The sequence below is a fragment of the Algoriphagus aquimarinus genome (genome assembly GCF_007997215.1).
Taxonomy (GTDB): Bacteria; Bacteroidota; Bacteroidia; order Cytophagales; family Cyclobacteriaceae; genus Algoriphagus; species Algoriphagus aquimarinus_A.
This window is the reverse complement of sequence record NZ_VORW01000003.1, coordinates 92718-112690: the sequence shown is the minus strand read 5'-3', so window position 1 is coordinate 112690 and position 19973 is coordinate 92718. Positions and strand designations below refer to the sequence as shown.

The following is a 19973-nucleotide window of genomic DNA, read 5'->3' as shown; positions in this document are numbered from 1 at the left end:
TGGCTTGCACTAGATCTTATATAAGATTTAATTTATTCATTAATTCTGCTCGTCGGGATCTACTTATTGGAATCACAAATTTTTGGATTAAAATCGTGTTGTCCTGTATGTCTATGATTTTGCTTAAGTTGATAATATAAGATCGGTGAACCTGGAAAAAGAATTCGGAGGGAAGTTTTGTTTTAATTTTGGAAAGGGTAGTGTGAACTCTATACTCTTTGTCATCGAGGTGGATCAAAACATAATCTCCTTTAGCTTCGATCATGTTTACATCCTCAGAATTAAGCTTAATTAATCGTTTGTCAATATTAATATAAAATTGACTAATGCCTTTTGAATAGGTTGATGTTTCGACCGAAGGAATATTCAGTATTTTTTCTACTTTTAAAATAGCCTTTTTGAATCTATTAGGGTCAATTGGCTTGATCAAAAAGGCAACAATATTCTCATATTCAAAGGCTTTTAGGGCAGATTCTTTGTCGGAAGTGGTTAAAATAATTTGTGAAGAACCTTTTAATGTTTGCAAGAAATCAAAGCCAGAAAAGCCAGGCATATGGATGTCTAGAAATATCAAGTCAACTTGTTCCTTGTTAAGAAATATGAATGCATCCATGGCATTCGTAAAAGTGCCTACCACCTCAAGATTAGGCTCCTGGGAGCATAAAAAAGCTAAAATTTCTCTTGACACACTTTCGTCGTCAACGACTATGCAGTTCATGCGGTTCTTCAATAAATTCTGGGATAAATTTAAGAATTTTTGTTACGATTCCCAGAAAATATTCTTGATAATTTAGTTTTCCCTCTCTTAATGCTAATTCGTGCTCAGTTGCGAGCAGAGAACTTTGTTCCATTTGAAAAAAAGCAATCTTGTGATTGATTTTATGCACTATTTCTGCTGCCCTAAAGTGATTTTTTGATTTTAAAGCCTTGTTGTAACTATCTAATTCTTCTGGGAGTTCGTCTTTTAGAATCTGAAGTAATTTTATTGCAAAATTTTTATTGCCGTTTGATAAAAACTTTAAATAACTAAGGGAAGGGAGTTCCAAGTGTAAGTGATGGGGGTTCATAAGCATTTTATTCTGATGTAAATGTCTCGAAACTTACGTGTTACTTCTTCGAAATTACAAGCTTCAATTCCGATAGAAGTTTTTTATTCTCTTTTTTTTCTTTAAAAACCTCGCCGGAGGTTAAATCCTGAACCAACAAGCCGAAGATCCATGAATGGCGATTCCTTATATGTATGATCTCAATAGTTTCGATTTGTCCTTGCAGTAAGCTCATTGCATTAACAAGAAATTCTTTGAAGGCCTTTTCTATGTTGCTAGGATTTCCTTTGATGAATGGTAAGATGATGTCCCGTTTGAAACGAATAGTGCCTTGCCCCTCCAAATCAATTATCAGGCTTTCCAATAATTCGTAGCTATCTATTATTTGCTCTTCATTATTTAATGCTGAAAAGGATGTATTTATGTCATATGTATTGACCATACTTTTGATTGGTTTTAAAGTCATTATTCGGGGCAAGGCTTGGGTATTAAACAACTTACTCTTCTAAGATTTATTCAGTGCGATTATATTTATACTCCAATAGTTAATTAATATTCTTATAGTATTTGTATATGTTTTTGGTTTCAAAGACTTGTGTATAAAACTGGCTATACCTAAGTGATAGCAAGTATTTATGTCTGATAAATTAGTAGAAGTAGAGAATGCTACTATCGGTATTGATTTTAGTCTGGGTATTGATTTTATTATTTTTAGGAACTCAATGCCATTAAGTCTAGGCATATTCAAGTCTAGCAAAATTACATCTGGGAGGCTTTTTGTTTCTTTTAGAATATCCAAGGCTACTTGTCCGTCCTCTGCCTGGATTAAAGTGTAGTCCACTTGTAACAGAGATATAGTTTGACTAAATCTGGCTTGTTCGAGTAAATCATCATCTATTAGTAAAATCCTCAATTCGTTTTTTTTATAAATGTCGTTGCTTTTAGTTTTAAAAAATTAAAAACGCAGTTGGGCGCAGATTACCTATAGTTGAATTGCAGGAATCTGTCGGGGAAGGGATTTGAAAAGGCGATGATATATTTAACTAGATTTCTCTAGTGCGGTGAGCAGAATATCCCTTTTGAGGGTAAGTGAATAAAAAAAGGAATAGTTTTGACATCAGAAATAGTTCAGGAAGATTAAGTGTAAATGCTTCTATTGATTTTTCGACGACTAATGGCATGTAAAAGGATACTTCAGCTTTAAAAATGAAGTTCTGCTAGCTCTTTGGCTTATAATTTTTTGTTGAAATGATTTTCTCTTAATAGATATTACCGCTAATGATTGAAAATTAGGCATAAAAAAAGCGCTAAAGTCGTTAAACTTTAGCGCTATGCAGAGGAAGAGGGATTCGAACCCCCGGTACCTCACGGTACAACGGTTTTCAAGACCGCCGCATTCGACCGCTCTGCCATTCCTCTAGGTCGTCATCAGGTTTTGTGCCCGATTAGGATTGCAAAAGTAGGATAATTGTAAACTTTTGCAAAATACATTTTGTCTTTTTCTGCTAACCTTCTGATTGCTTAGGGATTAATTTTTAAATTATTCTGGTTTAATAGCCTTTTTCAATGAATTGTTAGCTTTCTAGAGATATACTTCTTCTAACGTGTAGTAAGTAAGGAGGTCTTAGCTTATCTATATGAACCATCTTGTCGGATTGGAATAGCGTACAACATCGCTAAGAAAGAAAAGCTTATTCTGTCATTGCTTTCTTTTTCTCACTTACCAATTCCTCAATTTCTGTGCTTCCTGCCCGCTTTTTCTTTTCATCTACCAGATCCAGGCTCACATTTACTTCAAAGCATACAATAACTATAATGGAGGTGATCAACAGCCATAGCATCAGAGCTATCAACGTTCCGATCGAACCATAAAGTTTATTGTAGCTGGCGAAATTGTTCAGATAAAATGAAAATCCATAGAATCCAAACGTGATCAAAAGTCCAGCTAATTTGGCTCCTGTGGAAAAGAAATTCCACTTGTCATGAACTGCCGGGGCAAATCGGAAAATAAAGGCTGTCGTGATGTAGAACATCAGCAACAGGATTAGGAATTTTAGACTGGAAAATAAGAAAATCATAAAACCAGAATTGAATACCTGCATCTCATCAAGTCTTCTGATGAGAACGCCTCCTACAATCATCACTATGCTTGCAGTGATCACTGTGAACGCCAGAATCATCACAATACTTACAGCGATGCCCCTACTTTGAAGAAATCCTCGATTATCCTTGGTCTGATATACTGAATTGAAAGAGTTCATCATGGACATTACTCCCTGAGTGGATGCAAACAAAGCAAAGAAAAAGCCCAAAGAAAGCATACTTTGCCTCGGCTTAGAGACAATGTCCATAATGGTGTTCTCCGATTGGCTAAATACCTCTTCAGGAAGAATTTCTTGAATAAAGGATAATATATTCTGAGTAGTGATGTAGGGGAATATATCCTGCAGATAGGGGATAAGGTTCAATAGAAAAAGGATTAGCGGAAAAAGGGCAATCGTAAAACTGAATGCCATTGATCCTGCTCGCTCAATAATGTCATCCTTTTGCAGCTGAATCAAAAATATTCTCCCTACATCGTAGATGTTTTTATCAGGATCTCCGAAATGAATTTTTTTGAGCTTTCTAGCCTGCCAAAGTAACTGGACTTCTAACCTAAGGATTTTTGTTTTGATCACTTTATCCTGCTTCTTGAAAATACCCTTTCAATAAAGCTAACAAATTCTGTGGAGGTCTAGTCGGACGGTGACTCTCTTTTTTGAGGAAAGTAAGTATTGTCCATCCTTCAGTGATCAATTCTTCCTGTTCATTGAAAACTTGGTATTCAAATCGAATTCGTACGCCAGGCAGTGTGGGAATAGTGGTTTTGACAGTAAGAAGTTCGTCATATTTGCCTGGTTTTATATAGCGAAAATGACTTTCCAGTACTGGCATCATCACTCCCTCGTTTTCCATTTCCTTATATGAAAACCCAATACTTCGCATCGCTTCCACTCTTGCTACTTCGAAATACATCGCATAGTTGCCATAATAGACATAACTCATCTGGTCAGTCTCAGCGTATCTAACTCGAATTTGGGTTTCGGCTTTGTACATAATTAATAGATCTTCGCAGCGTTAAGTGCAGCCTGATATCTTCTAGCGTTGGCATTATGCTGCGCTAATGTGCTGGCAAAAGAATGATAGCCCGAGAAGTCCTCTTTGGCACAGAAGTATAAATAGCTGTGATCTTCCGCATTCAGTACAGCGTCCAAAGAGTTGATGTCTGGAAGGTTAATAGGTCCAGGAGGTAGACCAGCATACATGTAAGTGTTATATGGGCTGTCGGTTTCTTTGTGGACGTTCAATACTCTTTTTATTTCGAAATCTCCAAGAGCGAAAACTAAGGTTGGATCAGCTTGAAGTGGCATCCCCAATTTAAGTCTGTTGAGATAAACTCCTGCGATTCTAGATCGCTCATCAGATTTTTGACTTTCTGCTTGTACTATACTCGCGAGGGTGCTTACCTCCGTTTGGTTTAGACCCATTGTGCTTGCTTTCTGCTTGCGTTCATCTGTCCAAAAGCTCTCATATTCCTTGTACATTCTGTCGAAAAGTGCTTCTGCGCTAGTGTTCCACCACAGTTCATAAGTGTTTGGAACAAACATGCTCATGATAGTCTCTTCGTTAAAATTGTACTTTCTGATGTACACAGAGTCTTGAATCAAGTGTAGAAATTGTTCTTCCGAAATCTCCATGTTTGCCGTAATCTTCTCTGCCAAGTCTTCCTTCGTACGCACATTATTAAATGTCACACGGATTGGGCTTTGCTTACCAGACCTAAGCACTCTGATCAATTCCAGGTTGGTCATCTTAGGAGCCACAGTGTATAGCCCTGGTTTTACATTGTCTTGATATCCCAATACTTTGGCAAGAAAACTAAAGCTCACCAAATCATTCACGACGTGGTCGTCATATAGTCGATTGGCAACAGTCTTGTACGTGTCGTTACTTCCGATCTTCAGCATGTAGTTCTGATTGGAATCAATCAGCGCATTGGGGCTGAATAAAATCTGATAGAAATAGAAACTCAGAGAGATAGCCATCACCGAGAAGGCGATAACTAGGACGAGGTAGATGTTTTTTCTTTTTTCGCTTAGCATACAGAGGGCAAAAATAGGGAAAAATCTAAGTTGGAGTTTGTGCTTGAGGCAATGTAATTATACCTTTCTATGCAAAAACGTTTTTAATGGAATTAGTTTCAGTCACCTGCGCCCTTATCTTTTTGGACCAAAAGGTGCTTTGTGCTCAGCGATCTGAGTCAATGCAACTTCCAGGCCTATGGGAATTTCCTGGCGGGAAAATTGAGAAAGGAGAAAGCCCTGAAGCTTGCCTTATCCGTGAAATCAAGGAAGAATTAGCGATTTCTATTAGTATAGTTGGCTCTTTGAGGCCCAATGAGCATGCTTATTCCGATGTGAAAGTGATTCGATTAATTCCTTTTCTCAGTTTTTGGGAAAGCGGAGAGCTGAAATTATTTGAACACAAAGAGGTAAAGTGGCTAGCTAAAGAAGAATTAAAATCTTTGAATTGGGCTCAGGCGGACATCCCGATAGTGGAGGACTTATTTGAGAATTGGAACAATATTCAGGAACAACTAGTTGATTACTTTAGAGAAAATTAAGATATGGCTGCTGAATTGATTCGATTATATGAAGAAAATCCTGATCCGGATAAGATCAGACAAATTGCTGCTACGCTTCGTGATGGAGGCGTGGTGATTTATCCTACAGATACAGTTTATGGTATGGGCTGTGATATTATGAACATGCGTGCTGTAGAGCGCATTTGTAAAATCAAGGGCATTAATCCTAAAAAGCATAATTTCTCCATTATTTGCGCTGATTTGAGTAACATTTCTCAATTCACCAAGATGATCAGTAAGTCAGTTTTCAAAATGATGAAAAAAGGCCTTCCAGGTCCATTTACATTTATTTTGGAAGCGAGCAATCAGGTGCCTAAGATATTGCACAGCAAAAAGAAAACGATAGGGATCAGAGTTCCCGATCATAATGTGCCACGGATGCTAGTGGAAGAATTGGGGCATCCTATTCTCACCACATCCATCAATGATGAAGATGAAGTGATAGAATACAGCACCGATCCAGAATTAATTTTCGAAAAATATCAGCACCTCGTGGATATAGTAATTGACGGAGGATATGGTCAAAATATCGGTTCTACAGTATTAGACTGCACTGGAGAAGATGTGGAGGTAATTAGAGAAGGCCGGGGAAAACTGGAAGATTTAGATTAGAATGACAAAGAGCATTGCAGTGGATTTGCACTATTTTCCCAACCTTGAGTTTTTTGCAGCGATTGCTGAAGCGGAGGAATTGGTGTTTTTTCCAGAGGAAATTTACCAAAGACAATCCTTTTTCAATCGTACTCAGATTCGTCTGGCAAATAAAGTTGGGACGTTAAGTGTGCCTATTCAAGGCAGAAGGCCAAGACTTTCGCAAGAAGATATTAAGATAGATAATTCTCAAAATTGGGTGAATATTCACTTGCGTAGTATTCAAAGTGCATATGGGAAAGCACCATTTTACGAGTATTATTTCCCGTATTTTGAAAAGAGCTTTCAGCAGAACCATGAAAGTTTATGGGCTTTGAACTGGGAAATGCTGACAATCTGTCTCAAGCTTTTGGGGTCATCTGTCAAGATGGGTATACATGAAAAAGGTCAGGATCAAACTTGGGCGAAGGACATAAGAGGTGAATTGGTGTCCTCAGTGCCTTTTTCGGAGAGGAATTACTATCAGCCCGAGTCTTATTTCCAACTTTTTGGCTTAGACTTTGATCCTAGCCTCAGCATTCTGGATTTGTTATTTTGCGAGGGACCTGCTTCTAAAAGCATAATCTTAAAGTCTGTAAAAAAACAGTGAACAATCCGCAAAAGGATTGTGTTTTTAAAACAAATTCGGTAACATACGTACAGGATTATTAAACAATCAGATAGGAATTCAATGGAAGCAAAATTTTCGAACAGAGTCAAAGAGGTGATCTCTCTTAGCCGCGAAGAAGCTCTTCGCCTGGGACATGATTACATTGGCACAGAGCACCTCTTGCTAGGGATGATTCGCGAGGGAGAAGGTGTTGCTGTTTCCATTCTTAAGAAATTGGGAGTGCCAATGGACGAGTTGCGCAATGCGATAGAACGCGCTGTAAAAGGCACCGCAAATCACAACGTAAAGAATATGGCAAATATCCCTCTGACCAGACAGTCAGAGAAGGTGTTGAAAATCACGTATTTGGAGGCTAAAATATTCAAAAGTCAATTGATTGGTACGGAGCATTTGCTTCTTTCCATCTTGAGAGATGAAGACAATATAGCTACTCAGATACTTAACAAATTTGAAATCAATTACGATTCTGTAAAAGAGATGCTGGAAATGTCATCCGATACTCCTCCTCGCTCAAAAGCAGAGGCTGAAGATGGCGATGATGACGGTTCCAAGCTTTTCGGTTCTACGGGAAGTGGTTCTGGTGCTTCTAAGCCTGGTGCTGAGAAGTCAAGAACTCCGGTTTTGGATAATTTTGGTCGGGATTTGACTAAAATGGCTGAGGACGATAAGCTAGATCCGATCATTGGTCGTGAGAAGGAAATCGAACGTGTAGCACAAATTCTTTCCAGACGAAAGAAAAACAATCCGATTTTGATCGGTGAACCAGGTGTAGGTAAGACAGCTATCGCCGAAGGTTTAGCCCTTAGAATTATTCAGAAGAAAGTTTCTCGCGTTCTTTTCAATAAGCGCGTAGTGACGTTGGACCTTGCTTCACTAGTAGCTGGGACCAAATATAGAGGTCAGTTTGAAGAGAGAATGAAGGCCGTGATGAACGAGCTGGAGAAATCTCCAAATGTGATTCTTTTCATCGATGAGCTTCATACCATAGTTGGAGCAGGTGGTGCTTCAGGTTCCCTGGATGCATCTAATATGTTCAAACCTGCTTTGGCGCGTGGAGAAATCCAATGTATCGGAGCTACTACTCTTGATGAATATCGTCAGTATATAGAGAAGGATGGTGCTTTAGCACGTCGTTTCCAAATGGTGATGGTGGATGCCACTACTCCAGAAGAGACCATACAGATATTGAACAATATCAAAGACAAGTACGAAGATCACCATAATGTAAATTATACAGATGAGGCTATCATCGCTTGTGTGAAGCTTTCCGATAGATATATTTCCGATAGATTTCTTCCTGATAAAGCAATAGATATCTTGGATGAGGCAGGAGCTAGAGTCCATATCAAAAATATTCATGTACCAGAAGAAATTCTGAAACTTGAGGGTGAGGTAGAAGATATAAAATCTGAGAAAAACCGAGTGGTGAAATCTCAGAAATATGAGGAAGCTGCTCAGTTGAGAGACAAGGAGAAAAAATTGCTAGAGCAACTTGAAGTAGCCAAAAACAAGTGGGAGGAAGAAAGTAAGTCTAAGAGATTTACCGTAGATGAAGAACATGTGGCAGAAGTGATTGCTATGATGACTGGAATTCCTGCCAAAAGGGTTGCTCAGAAAGAAGGTGCGAAGCTTTTGAATATGGGATTGGATCTTTCTGGTAAAGTGATTGGTCAGGATGAAGCGATTAAGAAGCTTACTAAGGCAATTCAAAGAACTAGAGTGGGATTGAAAGATCCTAAGAAGCCGATTGGCTCCTTTATCTTCCTAGGACCTACGGGTGTTGGAAAGACTGAATTGGCTAAGATGCTCGCCACTTATCTTTTCGACAAAGATGATTCTTTGATCAGAATTGACATGTCGGAGTATATGGAGAAATTCTCCGTATCAAGATTGGTAGGAGCGCCTCCGGGCTATGTTGGCTATGAAGAAGGTGGACAGTTGACAGAGAAAGTCAGAAGAAAACCATATTCTGTAGTCTTACTTGATGAGATAGAAAAAGCTCACCCTGATGTTTTCAATATTCTATTACAAGTATTGGATGATGGTGTCTTGACGGATGGTTTGGGTAGAAAAGTGGATTTCAGAAATACGATCATCATCATGACTTCCAATATTGGAGTTCGTGACTTGAAAGATTTTGGTGCAGGAATTGGCTTTGCCAGTCAGACCAAATCTGACAATATGGATGAAGTGATGAAGTCAACTATTCAATCTGCATTGAAAAAGGCATTTAGCCCAGAATTCTTGAATAGATTGGATGATGTGGTTGTATTCAACTCACTGACCAGAGAGCATATCTATAAAATTATTGATATCAGCTTAGGTAAGTTGTTTGCAAGAATCACGGATCTAGGATACAAGATCGAATTGACTGAAAAAGCGAAGGAATTCTTGGCTGAGAAAGGTTATGATCAGCAATATGGAGCAAGACCTCTAAACAGAGCTATCCAGAAATACTTGGAAGATGCAATTGCTGAGGAGATTTTGAAAGGTGACCTATCTGAAGGGGATGTGATCTCCGCTGATTATCTAGGTGAAGGTACAGAGTTGACCATCGCTGTAAAGAAGAAAGAAAAGGCTGATTAATACTTAGCTGAACTTAATAAATTGAAAGCCCTGAACGATGAGTTTAGGGCTTTTTTTTGGATAATTTCGCCAAAGAAGACGCAGAGGTTTGCGCGGAGAACATAATTTTATTTCTTACCCAAATAAAGGCTAAACAGCTACTCTTTTAGAGTAGAATGTGATGGGAAAGGCTTCTTTGTAAAATCACAAAGTCAAAATGAAAAACAGTAAGCCTACAGCTAGCACTAAAATCATCTTTTTAGCCTTCTCCTTGATTTCAGAGGTTAATTTCCGCTTACGGATTACCAGAACCGCCAGGCTCAAGCCGACTAATTGCAAGGCCATACCTACACCATTCATCGGTCCCATAGGAGCAGCAAGCACTTGGAAATAAGTATTCAAAAGTGAAAGTATACAAAGCACAATTCCTGTGATTCCAAATAAAAAGGAACGTTGCAAGAGTGTCTTATCTGAATGGTCAGTCCATTTCATCTGTTTATAATTGGTTTTTTAACGGCCATCCCGATAGTTATCGGGAGGAATCTCGCATGTATAGTAATCATCCCAGTTTGTGATCCCTGAGTCATGCACGATTTCATCTGTTTATATTCTTGATTGAGTGCGCAAAGATACAAGACTTCCTATGTCCAGCGGTACCTGCGTTATCCTTTTACTTTTTCCAGTCTTGTATTGAAGTAAGTTCTTATTTCTTCACCTGACATAGCATTCAGAGTCATTTCTTTAGTCAATCCGCCTTTTCTTCCAACGAGTACGCCATATTTCATGTCGGCATAACCCTCCATCGCATGTGCATCTGGATTGATGGAAAGCATTACCCCTTGCTCCATAGCATAGTGAACCCATCTCCAGTCCAGATCTAGTCTCCAAGGATTTGAATTGATTTCTATCACTACATTATTTGCCGCACAGGCATCTATGATCGCTTTGTGATCGATGGGATATCCCTGACGGCGAAGAAGTAACCTTCCGGTAGGATGACCTAGAATGGTGGTGTATGGATTCTCAATCGCCGTGATTAATCGAGTAGTGGCTCGCTTAATATCCATATTTAGTATGGAGTGCACGGAAGCGACGATAAAGTCAAAACTTGCCAGAACATCGTCTGCATAATCCAGTTTTCCATCAGTAAGAATATCGCTTTCTATTCCTTTGAAAATCCGAAAAGGAGCCATTTCGGTATTTAGCGCATCGATTTCCTGATGTTGTTTTAAAATTTGATCTTCCGTCAATCCTCCAGCATAAAAAGCTGTTTTGCTGTGATCGGAAATCCCCAAGTATTCATAACCGAGCTCTTTGCAATACTCTGCCATTTGTCTCAGACTATGCTTGCCATCGCTATAGGTAGAGTGATTATGAAGAATTCCCTTCAGGTCTTTTTCGGTGAGCAATTCAGGTATTTTGTTCTCTTTGGCCAGCGCTACTTCTCCAAAACCTTCACGCATTTCTGCTGGGATAAATTGTAGATTATTGATGCTGAAAAACTCCTCTTCACTGGAGAAATCCTTTTTCTGAAGCTTTTTTGCCACACTTTCCTTCTCATCTACCATAGCTTCCAGATGAAGTGGTGAGGCGATTAGAGAAAGCTTTTTCCAAAGGAAATCATCCTTAGCACAAAAGTGAATACTCACTCGAAGGTCTATTTCCTTCAATTTCCCTCTTAAAGTTCTTGGGCCAGATTCCAGTAAAATCCACTCGATTGAATCCATTGCTTTGATCTTGGATTTGACGGTAGCTAACTCATCTGAGGCGATAAGGAACTCGGCTTCCGTAATGATTTCTAGTTGTCTAGCGAAATCACCGACAACTGCTAAATCGGCTTCTGGAGCCATTATTTGGAAAGTCTCTTTCAGTTGGCTGATCATTTCCTCTATGTCTGCATAGAGCCACTTGCCAGAGTTAGACGCTTTGAATTCTAGATTCTCGATGATCGTGTTCTGGGTTTTTTCTCCGAAACCTTTGATTTTGGCCACTTTGCCGGATTGACATGCTTCCATCAATTCATGCGTGGAGGTAATACCAAGTTCTTCCCAAAGCATCTTCACCTTCTTCGGTCCCAAACCTTTGATCTGTAGAACTTCCAAAATTCCCTCGGGAGTTTTGGCTAATAACTCATCAAGAAAAGGGAAGGTATCAGTTTCTTTCAGCTGTTGGATAGCATCCACCATACTCTTTCCCACTCCTTGAATCTTCGCAAGTTCTGCCTCGCTCAATCCCATAATGTCTTGATCTCCGCGCTCTAAGGAAATCAAGGCGCTTTGATAACTGCGGATTTTGAACGGGTTTTCGTCGTGAAGTTCCATCAGCTGAATGCTGAGCTTAATTTTTTTCAGAAGAGTCTTGTGATCCAAAATTTCTCGGGTTGAGTGAATGTATTCAGACAAATGTCTTGAAATAATGTTTCAATTTAAGGGGCTATGCCTTAACTTAAAATTGAAATTTGATTTTCCATAAGCTTAGCGGTGCAAAGCACTGGAATGGAGTAGTATTCATTCTCATTTCTTACGTTATTGAAACGAGAATGTATTTGGCTTTATCAAATCAATGTCTTTTTAACTTTTAACCAATAACGATTGCATGAAGTACTGGATGGTCAAGTCTGAGCCAGGATCGTATTCCTGGGATGATTTCGTTGCGAAAAAAGAAGATGTCTGGGATGGTGTGAGAAATTATCAAGCTCGGAACTTTCTTCGTGAAATGCAGCTGGGTGACTTGGTATATTTTTATCATAGTGGTAAGGAAAAAGCAATTGTTGGAATCGCCGAAGTAAGCCAGGAACAGTTTCCTGATCCAACGGATGAAGCTTGGGTGACTATAAAATTGAAAGTAAAAAGCCAGTTGAAAAGACCAGTTTCATTGGCTGCAATTAAAGCTGAGGATAGGCTTTCCGACTTGCCTATGCTGAAGCAGTCCAGATTGTCAGTTTTGCCAGTCGGGAAAGAAGAATTTGACTTACTTCTTAAAATGGGTTCATGAAAAAATCACTACTAATCTTTTTCCTTTTCATCCTCGGGCAGCAGTCTTTTGCGCAGCTTAAATTCATTGAGCGCTATGAAGTAGCATCTGAGATGAATGACCCTTTGTTTGAGATGATTGACTCTAAAGCAGGTTTGATATCTTTTCGTACTATTTCAGAGAAGGGACTGAATTTTAGGAAGAGATTTCAATATTTTATCTCAGACTCTTCCTTGAATTCTACGGAAGGACTAGTGGAATTTCCTGTCAAAGAGGGATATGATATGTTGGGTTATGATACTGAATCGAATCAGTTGTTTGTTCTTTTCACAAAGGGCTACGCTGTGAATTCGTCAAAGTACATCCTTCAAATGAATTTGAAGACTAAAAAAGGAGTGGAGTTTGAGGTAGATAATGTATTGGATATGGAGCTCGTAGAGTTTCTAGTTCAGGATCAAAAAGCCATTTTCATGGGGACTTCTGATAGCAGACCCGTATTACAGATCCATGATTTGATGTCAAAAAGTGTTCACACGCTGCAGGGGATATATGGAAATGATACGCAAATTCTTCAAATCCGTAAAATGCCTGAGACTAATTCGCTGGAAGTAGTATTGAGCAGGAAGGGTTCCTATAGAAACCGAGACTTGCTGATCAATACCTATGATATGATTGGGAATGTGATTCAGGAAGTGAAAGTAGATCAGTTCGCAGATCCCGGACAGGAGATTATGGATGGGATTTTACTTTCTACAAGCAATTACCAAGAGGCAATGATAGGTGCTTATGGCCTGGAGCGTAGAAATTCATACCAAGGAATGTACATCATGGATATTAATGAATTTGGCGAGTTTGACTTCAAGTTATACACACTCGAAGATTTCCCCAATTTTTATAATTACCTCAATGAAAAACTGAAAGGTAAGAGAGATGCTGAAGTGCAAAGGGAACTAGATAGAAAGCGAATTCCGGGTATTAATAGTCTTTATTCTATTCGAGATATACGACAAACCCCAAATGCTTACTTCATCTATTTTGACCAGTTTACGGTGACTAGTAGTAGATCTGGGTATCAAAATGGGATGTATTCACCCACAGGAGGTTACCGATATGATCGATGGAGTAGAATGGGGACCACTATTTTAAATGATCCCTATTTAGCGAGCAGATTTCCCATGTCCAGTAGTTATCAGACTATTCCTGAATACAGATATATTTCCGCTCACTTTGTAAAAGTGGCAAAGACTGGACAGGTACTGTGGGACAATGCGACTTCATATAATGAAATGGTTACTACGTACCCAGAAGCATTTGGCGAAGTAGCCGTTGTGGGTGAGGATTTGTATCACATGTTTGTAGAGGATCAGCTTATAAAGCTGAGTTTTTTCAGAAATGGCGAAAAGATCTTTGAGAATCAGGAATTTGAATTGGCCTTAATTGATGAAAATGAACGTATTCGAGATACAAATCTGGAAAGCTTACGATTGATACATTGGTACGATAGATACTTCCTGCTTTCAGGTACACAGCGCATCCGATACATGAATGAGTCGGGCGGTGATCAAGTCAGAGAGGTTTACTTTCTTACCAAAATAGTGGTTGATGGGGATTTGTATCAGCCAGAACAACTCCCGGACTAGATTTTATTTTTATATTTACCCGCAAATCTACCCCATGCAAAAAAGGCTTGTCTTAGACGAAGGACAGATTGAGATCATACTCAGACGCTTCTGTCATCAACTGATCGAAAATCACGATGATTTTGACAATACCGTACTTCTGGGTTTGCAGCCTAGGGGTCCGATCTTGTTGGATAAAATCGTAAAGCTTCTAGAAGAAATTTCTGGAGTGAAAGTTCCTTCAGGATATCTCGATGCTACATTTCACCGAGATGATTTTCGCAGGAGAGATTTCCCCCTCAAAGCAAATGAAACCAAAATCAACTTTCTCGTAGAAGGCAAAAAAGTGATCCTTGTCGATGATGTGCTGTATAAAGGCAGATCAGTTCGAGCAGCAATGGATGCGATGATTGCTTTTGGCAGACCGCAGAAAGTTGAGCTTATGGTCCTGGTAGACCGCAAGCTCACCCGGGATTATCCCATCATGCCAGATTATTATGGTATTCGCGTCCATACCTTGGAGAGCCAATATGTGCTCGTGGAATGGGCAGAGAAGGGGAGTGAAAAAGACGCAATTTGGATCACAGAGAAAGATAAAGCTTAACCATGTCGCAACTCAGTACGAAACACTTACTTGGAATCAAAAACCTCACGGAGGAAGATATCCAGCTTATTCTAGACACGGCGGCTAATTTCAAAGAAGTGATTAATCGCCCGATCAAAAAGGTGCCATCTCTCCGTGATATCACGATTGCCAATGTGTTTTTTGAAAATTCCACCCGAACCAGACTTTCTTTTGAACTTGCGGAAAAGAGACTTTCTGCAGATGTAGTGAATTTCTCCTCATCAAATAGCTCGGTGAAAAAAGGAGAAACGCTGGTAGATACTGTGAATAATATACTTTCCATGAAAGTGGATATGGTGGTGATGAGACATTCTAGTCCTGGAGCACCTCATTTTCTTTCCCGAAACGTAAATGCAAACATTATCAATGCTGGAGATGGTACGCATGAGCATCCGACTCAAGCACTACTTGATGCTTTCTCTATCAAGGAAAAACTAGGAGATGTAGCTGGGAAAAAGGTCGCCATCATCGGTGATATTCTTCATTCAAGAGTAGCACTTTCTAATATTTTTTGTCTGCAAAAGCTAGGAGCAGAAGTGATGGTCTGTGGACCGATTACACTGCTGCCTAAATACATTGCCAGTCTTGGTGTGAAAGTAGAATTGGATGTGAAAAAGGCGCTTCAATGGTGTGATGTGGCTAATGTCCTGAGAATTCAGCTGGAAAGACAGCAGATCAAATATTTCCCAAGTTTGCGCGAATATTCACTTTATTACGGCATCAATAAAAAACTATTGAGTCAGTTGGATAAAGAAATCGTAATCATGCATCCAGGACCGATCAACCGCGGCGTTGAATTGAGCTCAGATGTGGCGGATTCAGAACATTCTATTATTCTAGAGCAAGTACAAAACGGAGTGGCTGTAAGAATGGCTGTACTCTATTTACTTGCAGGATCAAAAGGGTAATTAATTTGAAATTTCAGATTTGAGATTTCAAATTTTTTGCATTAAATCTCAAATTCACTTTTATGTTAAGCGTAACCAATCTGGTAAAAACCTACGGCAAGCAGAATGCTGTCAACGATATATCTTTCGAACTTCAGGGAGGAGAGGTAGTTGGGCTGCTTGGGCCAAATGGGGCTGGAAAAAGTACGACGATGAAGTGTATTGTAGGTTTACTTCGCAAAACCTCCGGAGAGATTACCTTGGGCGGATACGATCATTTGAGTGTGGAGGCCAAGAGGCTTTTCAGTTATATTCCCGAGACACCTTATGTCTATGATTTGCTCACTGTGCAGGAGCATATGCAGTTTGTAGCTCAGGCTTATGGAGTAAAGGAGTGGAGGGAGAAAGCCGATGAGTATTTGGAGTTATTTGAGTTAGCTGATAAAAGGGATAAACTTGGCCGTGATTTATCTAAAGGCATGCGCCAAAAAGTGTCGATTTGCTTTGCGCTTCTTCCTGATCCTCAAGTGTTATTTTTTGACGAGCCAATGATAGGCTTAGATCCAAAGGCAATCAAGAACACCAAGAAGATTTTTAAGCAATTGAAGGAAGCAGGAAAGACAATACTGGTCAGTACTCACCTGATTGATAGTGTAGAGTCTATTGCAGACCGTATCATGATTTTGAAAGATGGGAATATTGTAGGCAATGACACCGTAGCTAATCTGAAGCGGCAATTTGTGCAGGAAGAAGGTACTTCGCTAGAAGACTTATTTTTAGAAATGACCAAAGATGAATGAAATCCGACTGCTATTCAGGAAGGATATTTTCATCCTGATTAATAATATCAAGTTAATTCTCAGAAATCCACTTCGGCTTTTGCCTTATGCTGGGATTTTGGCCTATATATTTTTTATGTATTACCTGCGTCTCAAGGGCAGAGGCGATGATGCTCCTGCGCAAGAAATGCCTGAGTTGGACCTTAATGGTCTTCCTGAAGTGAATTTTGCGATGCAAAATATAATCGGCGGAGTGACTATTCTGGCTTTGGGACTTCTCATTTACCAGCTTTTTAGCGCCACGAAAAAGAATGTCAGCTTTTTCAAAATGGCAGATGTCAACCTGCTTTTTACAGCGCCAGTCAAGCCGGAGAATATCCTGATTTACTATATGGCCAGATCGATTTTGCCGTCCTTGGGAGGTGCTATCATCTTTGTAATTTACGGGGCTAGTCAAGCAATAGACACTTTTGAGATGACTGTTGCGAATTTCATATTCCTAATACTGGCTTTTGCCTTGTTCTTTTTTATTGTTTCTCCCATCAAATTCCTTGTTTACACGCTGAACACCAAGTATGATGTGATGGAATACATCCGCACTGGAGTGATCGTTTTGGCAGTTTTGCTCGTAGGCATTATCGTTATTCCAGGGCTGATGGCGGAGAAATTCTGGCAAGGAATGTTTGCATGGATCACTTCCCCTTGGTTTGATTTCTTCCCACTTGTAGGTTGGAGCCGTGGAATTGCGAGCTTTCTTGTTCATGGGAACGCGATAATTTCGATCGGTTTTATTTTGCTTTATGGGGTCTCTTATTTTGTGATTCTGAAATTGGTCATTCGCTTTGCTGGATATTATTATGAAGATGTGCTGGAGGCGACGAAGTCAAATGAAGAAAAGCTTGAGAAAGTAAAAGGCAAAAAGCAAGTTGGCGAAAGTTCGTACAGCTTGAATACTAAAAAGAAACTTGCGCTTCCAGACTTTGGAACAGGGGCAAAGGCTTTTTATTGGAGAAATTACGTACACAGTTCTCGGCAGGATTTTCATCCGCTGTTTGGGTTGTATTCTCTGATCATGGTAGGAATAGGAATTGTGCTCGCTGTACTTTCCTTATTCGAATGGTTTTCGCACTACTTCTTGTATGGCTATCTGCTGATTATGTTGTTTCTATATTTCTTTGCCGGAATAGGTAGAGCAAATGTAGGAGACCTGAAAAAGCCATTTTTCATCCTTGTGCCCGCTACATGGGCTGCTAAGTTCTGGAACATGATTAAGCTGGACATTCTTCAGATTTCCTTGTTTTGCGTCGCATTGATCGTTCCTTCTGTACTGATAGCTGGGTTAAACTGGTTTATAGTGCCTCTCTTTTTATTCGCAACTATAGAAGTTTATTTGATAGGTTTTGGGATCAATATTATTCCTCAAATAGCCTTAGATGAAGGCTGGGATCGAAAATTGATCAAGCCCTTTATGATTGGCGGAATAGTGCTTTTTGGATTTGTTCCGGCATTTGCTTTCAGTATTGTCGCATTTATAGTTTCCAAGCAATTCGTCTGGGCGCTGTTTGGAGGAACCTTTGGGATGTTTTTCGTGGCAGCCATCTTGATGCATGTGACCTTGGATGTGTTGAAGCGTTTGGAATTCAAGGAGATTTAAAAGGATCTCAGTACAGAGTGGTCAGTCCCAAGATTACATAAAATCAGGAATTACGATTATCGGCTTTTGATTATTTTGTAAAAGGCCTCGGCTGCGCTCGGCCACCGGATTTACGTGTAGTAGGAGAGGAGGGAGATTGCGGCAGACCCGCAATCTCCCTCCCCTCCTTTAGATTTCAATTTAACGGACACCGAGCATAGTCGAGGTGAAACAAGTTGACTTTGGTTACTTGTAGTCGCTCGTATAAGTATTTATTAGTTTTCGGTTTTGAAATCGATCAACCGAATTTTATTCTGTTTTAACTTCTTCGTAATCGCTTCACCAAGAAAATTCCTGTAATTTTGAATTCCAAATGTAACCGACTATGATCTATAACTCAATAATCGAAACCATCGGAAATACCCCGATGATCAGACTAAATAAGCTTGCGCAACATATCAAAGGTGATGTGCTGGTGAAAGTGGAATATTTCAATCCTGGTAACTCCATGAAAGATCGTATGGCGATCAAAATGGTAGAGGATGCCGAGAAAGCGGGTTTGCTGAAACCAGGAGGAACGCTCATCGAAGGGACATCTGGAAATACTGGAATGGGCCTGGCGCTTGCGGCTATTGCGAAAGGCTACAAGTGTATTTTTACTATGGCCGATAAGCAGTCTAAGGAGAAAATCGATATTCTAAAGGCAGTAGGGGCAGAGGTGATCGTTTGTCCTACAAACGTTTCACCTGACGATCCTAGGTCCTATTATTCTATTGCGAAGAAATTGAATCAGGATATTCCTAATTCCTTTTATCCAAATCAATACGATAACCTATCCAATACTGCTGCTCACTATGAGACGACTGGCCCTGAGATTTGGAATGATACAGAAGGCAAAATCACGCATTACGCAGCCGGAGTAGGAACAGGCGGGTCTATGTGCGGTACGGCAATGTATCTGAAAGAGCAGAATCCAAATGTGGTGACAGTAGGTATAGATACCTATGGTTCAGTTTTTAAGAAATATAAGGAAACTGGTATTTTTGACGAGAAAGAAGTTTACCCATACCTGACTGAAGGAATAGGCGAAGACATTCTTCCAAAGAATGTGAACTTCGATATGATCGATCATTTCGTCAAAGTAACTGATAAAGATTCTGCGGTAATGACTCGCAGATTGGCCAAGGAAGAAGGTTTATTTGTAGGTTGGTCATGTGGATCGGCTGTGCACGGAGCTTTGGAATGGGCGAAAGATAATTTGAAAGAAGGTGACCAGATGGTGATTATTCTTCCAGATCACGGGACTCGCTATTTAGGTAAAGTCTACAATGATGAGTGGATGAGAAACCACGGTTTCTTGGAGGATAAGACTTTCTCCACTGCACGTGATATCATTGCACAACGAAATGGAGCATATACTTTGGTTTCTACGCTGAAAACTGACTCAGTAAAGGATGCAATTGGATTGATGAACAAGACTAGCGTTTCCCAGATTCCAGTGATGGAAAATGGCGAAGTGGTAGGATGCTTGACTGACAATAAATTACTTGCCAGAATCATCGACAACCCAGCCTTGAAAGATGCTTTAGTAGCTGATGTAATGGAAGATTCCATGCATTTTGTTGCGCTGGATAGTACGCTGGACGTACTTTCTTCTATGGTTGAAAAAGAAAAAGCAGTACTTGTACGCGATGTGCAGAATAAAATTCACATCATCACCAAGCATGATATTTTAGAAGCTTTTACTAAGTAATATTATTCATCTCTCTGCTGCCAATAACCATAATTTTCTTGGTTTAGTAGGCAGGAAGACGGGAGACCGAAGACCGGAGAAGCCTCTCCTATAGCTCTGAGGCTTCTTCGGTCACCTGTCTTCGGTCTTCCGTCCGCTAAATCAAAGA

At 39.8% G+C, this 19973-nt stretch carries 20 protein-coding genes and 1 tRNA gene; 11 read left to right on the top strand and 10 right to left on the bottom strand.

Going from position 1 to position 19973, the window contains the following annotated elements; all coding sequences use genetic code 11:
- Positions 1 to 16: 16 nt before the first annotated feature.
- The 8 genes from ESV85_RS07730 to mltG form a co-directional block, all read right to left on the bottom strand.
- Positions 17 to 718, bottom strand: coding sequence for a LytR/AlgR family response regulator transcription factor (locus tag ESV85_RS07730; RefSeq protein ID WP_146916323.1), 702 nt, complete (start codon positions 716 to 718; stop codon positions 17 to 19).
- Complete coding sequence (locus tag ESV85_RS07725) at positions 699 to 1046, bottom strand: Hpt domain-containing protein (protein WP_191321968.1); 348 nt, start codon at positions 1044 to 1046, stop codon at positions 699 to 701. Before ESV85_RS07725 ends, ESV85_RS07730 begins: the two co-directional genes overlap by 20 nt.
- Before the next feature lie 61 nt (positions 1047 to 1107).
- A complete protein-coding gene (locus ESV85_RS07720; RefSeq protein WP_146916320.1) occupies positions 1108 to 1488 on the bottom strand; it encodes a hypothetical protein in 381 nt (126 codons plus the stop codon).
- Positions 1489 to 1551: 63 nt separating this feature from the next.
- On the bottom strand, positions 1552 to 1959 hold the full coding sequence (locus ESV85_RS22745; RefSeq protein ID WP_223275942.1) for a response regulator: 408 nt from the start codon (positions 1957 to 1959) through the stop codon (positions 1552 to 1554).
- 421 nt (positions 1960 to 2380) lie between these two features.
- Positions 2381 to 2465 (bottom strand) — tRNA-Ser (locus tag ESV85_RS07710).
- Positions 2466 to 2737: 272 nt separating this feature from the next.
- On the bottom strand, positions 2738 to 3721 hold the full coding sequence (locus ESV85_RS07705) for a YihY/virulence factor BrkB family protein (RefSeq protein ID WP_146916650.1): 984 nt from the start codon (positions 3719 to 3721) through the stop codon (positions 2738 to 2740).
- A 4-nt stretch (positions 3722 to 3725) separates the two neighbouring features.
- Positions 3726 to 4142 (bottom strand): acyl-CoA thioesterase, encoded by a 417-nt coding sequence (locus ESV85_RS07700; protein ID WP_146916318.1) that lies wholly within the window; start codon positions 4140 to 4142, stop codon positions 3726 to 3728.
- A 2-nt stretch (positions 4143 to 4144) separates the two neighbouring features.
- Positions 4145 to 5188, bottom strand: a complete 1044-nt coding sequence (mltG, locus tag ESV85_RS07695; protein ID WP_146916316.1) for an endolytic transglycosylase MltG — start codon at positions 5186 to 5188, stop codon at positions 4145 to 4147.
- A gap of 86 nt (positions 5189 to 5274) precedes the next feature.
- Here mltG and ESV85_RS07690 point away from each other — a divergent pair, with 86 nt between their 5' ends.
- The 4 genes from ESV85_RS07690 (at position 5275) to ESV85_RS07675 (ending at position 9577) form a co-directional block, all read left to right on the top strand.
- Positions 5275 to 5709, top strand: coding sequence for a (deoxy)nucleoside triphosphate pyrophosphohydrolase (locus ESV85_RS07690; RefSeq protein ID WP_146916314.1), 435 nt, complete (start codon positions 5275 to 5277; stop codon positions 5707 to 5709).
- Positions 5710 to 5712: 3 nt separating this feature from the next.
- A complete protein-coding gene (locus ESV85_RS07685; protein ID WP_146916312.1) occupies positions 5713 to 6342 on the top strand; it encodes an L-threonylcarbamoyladenylate synthase in 630 nt (209 codons plus the stop codon).
- A 1-nt stretch (position 6343) separates the two neighbouring features.
- The gene (locus ESV85_RS07680) at positions 6344 to 6970 is read left to right on the top strand and encodes a WbqC family protein (protein ID WP_146916311.1); all 627 of its coding nucleotides are present in this window, start codon (positions 6344 to 6346) and stop codon (positions 6968 to 6970) included.
- 81 nt (positions 6971 to 7051) lie between these two features.
- On the top strand, positions 7052 to 9577 hold the full coding sequence (locus ESV85_RS07675) for an ATP-dependent Clp protease ATP-binding subunit (protein WP_146916309.1): 2526 nt from the start codon (positions 7052 to 7054) through the stop codon (positions 9575 to 9577).
- Positions 9578 to 9760: 183 nt separating this feature from the next.
- Here ESV85_RS07675 and ESV85_RS07670 read toward each other — a convergent pair whose 3' ends face one another.
- Positions 9761 to 10048 (bottom strand): hypothetical protein, encoded by a 288-nt coding sequence (locus tag ESV85_RS07670; protein WP_146916307.1) that lies wholly within the window; start codon positions 10046 to 10048, stop codon positions 9761 to 9763.
- Between the two features lie 170 nt (positions 10049 to 10218).
- Complete coding sequence (locus ESV85_RS07665; protein ID WP_146916648.1) at positions 10219 to 11877, bottom strand: DNA polymerase/3'-5' exonuclease PolX; 1659 nt, start codon at positions 11875 to 11877, stop codon at positions 10219 to 10221.
- Between the two features lie 274 nt (positions 11878 to 12151).
- Between ESV85_RS07665 and ESV85_RS07660 the strand changes: the two genes are divergently transcribed.
- The 7 genes from ESV85_RS07660 to ESV85_RS07630 all read left to right on the top strand — a co-directional run bounded on the left by ESV85_RS07660 (position 12152) and on the right by ESV85_RS07630 (position 19825).
- Complete coding sequence (locus ESV85_RS07660) at positions 12152 to 12550, top strand: EVE domain-containing protein (protein ID WP_146916305.1); 399 nt, start codon at positions 12152 to 12154, stop codon at positions 12548 to 12550.
- A complete protein-coding gene (locus ESV85_RS07655; RefSeq protein WP_146916304.1) occupies positions 12547 to 14169 on the top strand; it encodes a transcriptional regulator in 1623 nt (540 codons plus the stop codon). The genes ESV85_RS07660 and ESV85_RS07655 overlap by 4 nt, the downstream gene beginning before the upstream one ends.
- A 34-nt stretch (positions 14170 to 14203) precedes the next feature.
- The gene (gene pyrR, locus ESV85_RS07650; RefSeq protein WP_092901464.1) at positions 14204 to 14752 is read left to right on the top strand and encodes a bifunctional pyr operon transcriptional regulator/uracil phosphoribosyltransferase PyrR; all 549 of its coding nucleotides are present in this window, start codon (positions 14204 to 14206) and stop codon (positions 14750 to 14752) included.
- 2 nt (positions 14753 to 14754) lie between these two features.
- Complete coding sequence (locus ESV85_RS07645; protein WP_146916302.1) at positions 14755 to 15681, top strand: aspartate carbamoyltransferase catalytic subunit; 927 nt, start codon at positions 14755 to 14757, stop codon at positions 15679 to 15681.
- 62 nt (positions 15682 to 15743) lie between these two features.
- On the top strand, positions 15744 to 16460 hold the full coding sequence (locus tag ESV85_RS07640; RefSeq protein WP_146916300.1) for an ABC transporter ATP-binding protein: 717 nt from the start codon (positions 15744 to 15746) through the stop codon (positions 16458 to 16460).
- Positions 16453 to 18093 (top strand): putative ABC exporter domain-containing protein, encoded by a 1641-nt coding sequence (locus ESV85_RS07635; RefSeq protein ID WP_146916298.1) that lies wholly within the window; start codon positions 16453 to 16455, stop codon positions 18091 to 18093. The genes ESV85_RS07640 and ESV85_RS07635 overlap by 8 nt, the downstream gene beginning before the upstream one ends.
- Before the next feature lie 364 nt (positions 18094 to 18457).
- Complete coding sequence (locus ESV85_RS07630; RefSeq protein WP_146916297.1) at positions 18458 to 19825, top strand: pyridoxal-phosphate dependent enzyme; 1368 nt, start codon at positions 18458 to 18460, stop codon at positions 19823 to 19825.
- Positions 19826 to 19973 lie beyond the last annotated feature (148 nt).

Coding starts and splice junctions, on each gene's coding strand:
- ESV85_RS07730 (WP_146916323.1), bottom strand. CDS start 718: ATGAACTGCATAGTCGTTGACGACGAAAGTGTGTCAAGAGAAATTTTA.
- ESV85_RS07720 (WP_146916320.1), bottom strand. CDS start 1,488: ATGGTCAATACATATGACATAAATACATCCTTTTCAGCATTAAATAAT.
- ESV85_RS07700 (WP_146916318.1), bottom strand. CDS start 4,142: ATGTACAAAGCCGAAACCCAAATTCGAGTTAGATACGCTGAGACTGAC.
- mltG (WP_146916316.1), bottom strand. CDS start 5,188: ATGCTAAGCGAAAAAAGAAAAAACATCTACCTCGTCCTAGTTATCGCC.
- ESV85_RS07690 (WP_146916314.1), top strand. CDS start 5,275: ATGGAATTAGTTTCAGTCACCTGCGCCCTTATCTTTTTGGACCAAAAG.
- ESV85_RS07685 (WP_146916312.1), top strand. CDS start 5,713: ATGGCTGCTGAATTGATTCGATTATATGAAGAAAATCCTGATCCGGAT.
- ESV85_RS07680 (WP_146916311.1), top strand. CDS start 6,344: ATGACAAAGAGCATTGCAGTGGATTTGCACTATTTTCCCAACCTTGAG.
- ESV85_RS07675 (WP_146916309.1), top strand. CDS start 7,052: ATGGAAGCAAAATTTTCGAACAGAGTCAAAGAGGTGATCTCTCTTAGC.
- ESV85_RS07670 (WP_146916307.1), bottom strand. CDS start 10,048: ATGAAATGGACTGACCATTCAGATAAGACACTCTTGCAACGTTCCTTT.
- ESV85_RS07665 (WP_146916648.1), bottom strand. CDS start 11,877: ATGGAACTTCACGACGAAAACCCGTTCAAAATCCGCAGTTATCAAAGC.
- ESV85_RS07660 (WP_146916305.1), top strand. CDS start 12,152: ATGAAGTACTGGATGGTCAAGTCTGAGCCAGGATCGTATTCCTGGGAT.
- ESV85_RS07655 (WP_146916304.1), top strand. CDS start 12,547: ATGAAAAAATCACTACTAATCTTTTTCCTTTTCATCCTCGGGCAGCAG.
- pyrR (WP_092901464.1), top strand. CDS start 14,204: ATGCAAAAAAGGCTTGTCTTAGACGAAGGACAGATTGAGATCATACTC.
- ESV85_RS07645 (WP_146916302.1), top strand. CDS start 14,755: ATGTCGCAACTCAGTACGAAACACTTACTTGGAATCAAAAACCTCACG.
- ESV85_RS07640 (WP_146916300.1), top strand. CDS start 15,744: ATGTTAAGCGTAACCAATCTGGTAAAAACCTACGGCAAGCAGAATGCT.
- ESV85_RS07635 (WP_146916298.1), top strand. CDS start 16,453: ATGAATGAAATCCGACTGCTATTCAGGAAGGATATTTTCATCCTGATT.
- ESV85_RS07630 (WP_146916297.1), top strand. CDS start 18,458: ATGATCTATAACTCAATAATCGAAACCATCGGAAATACCCCGATGATC.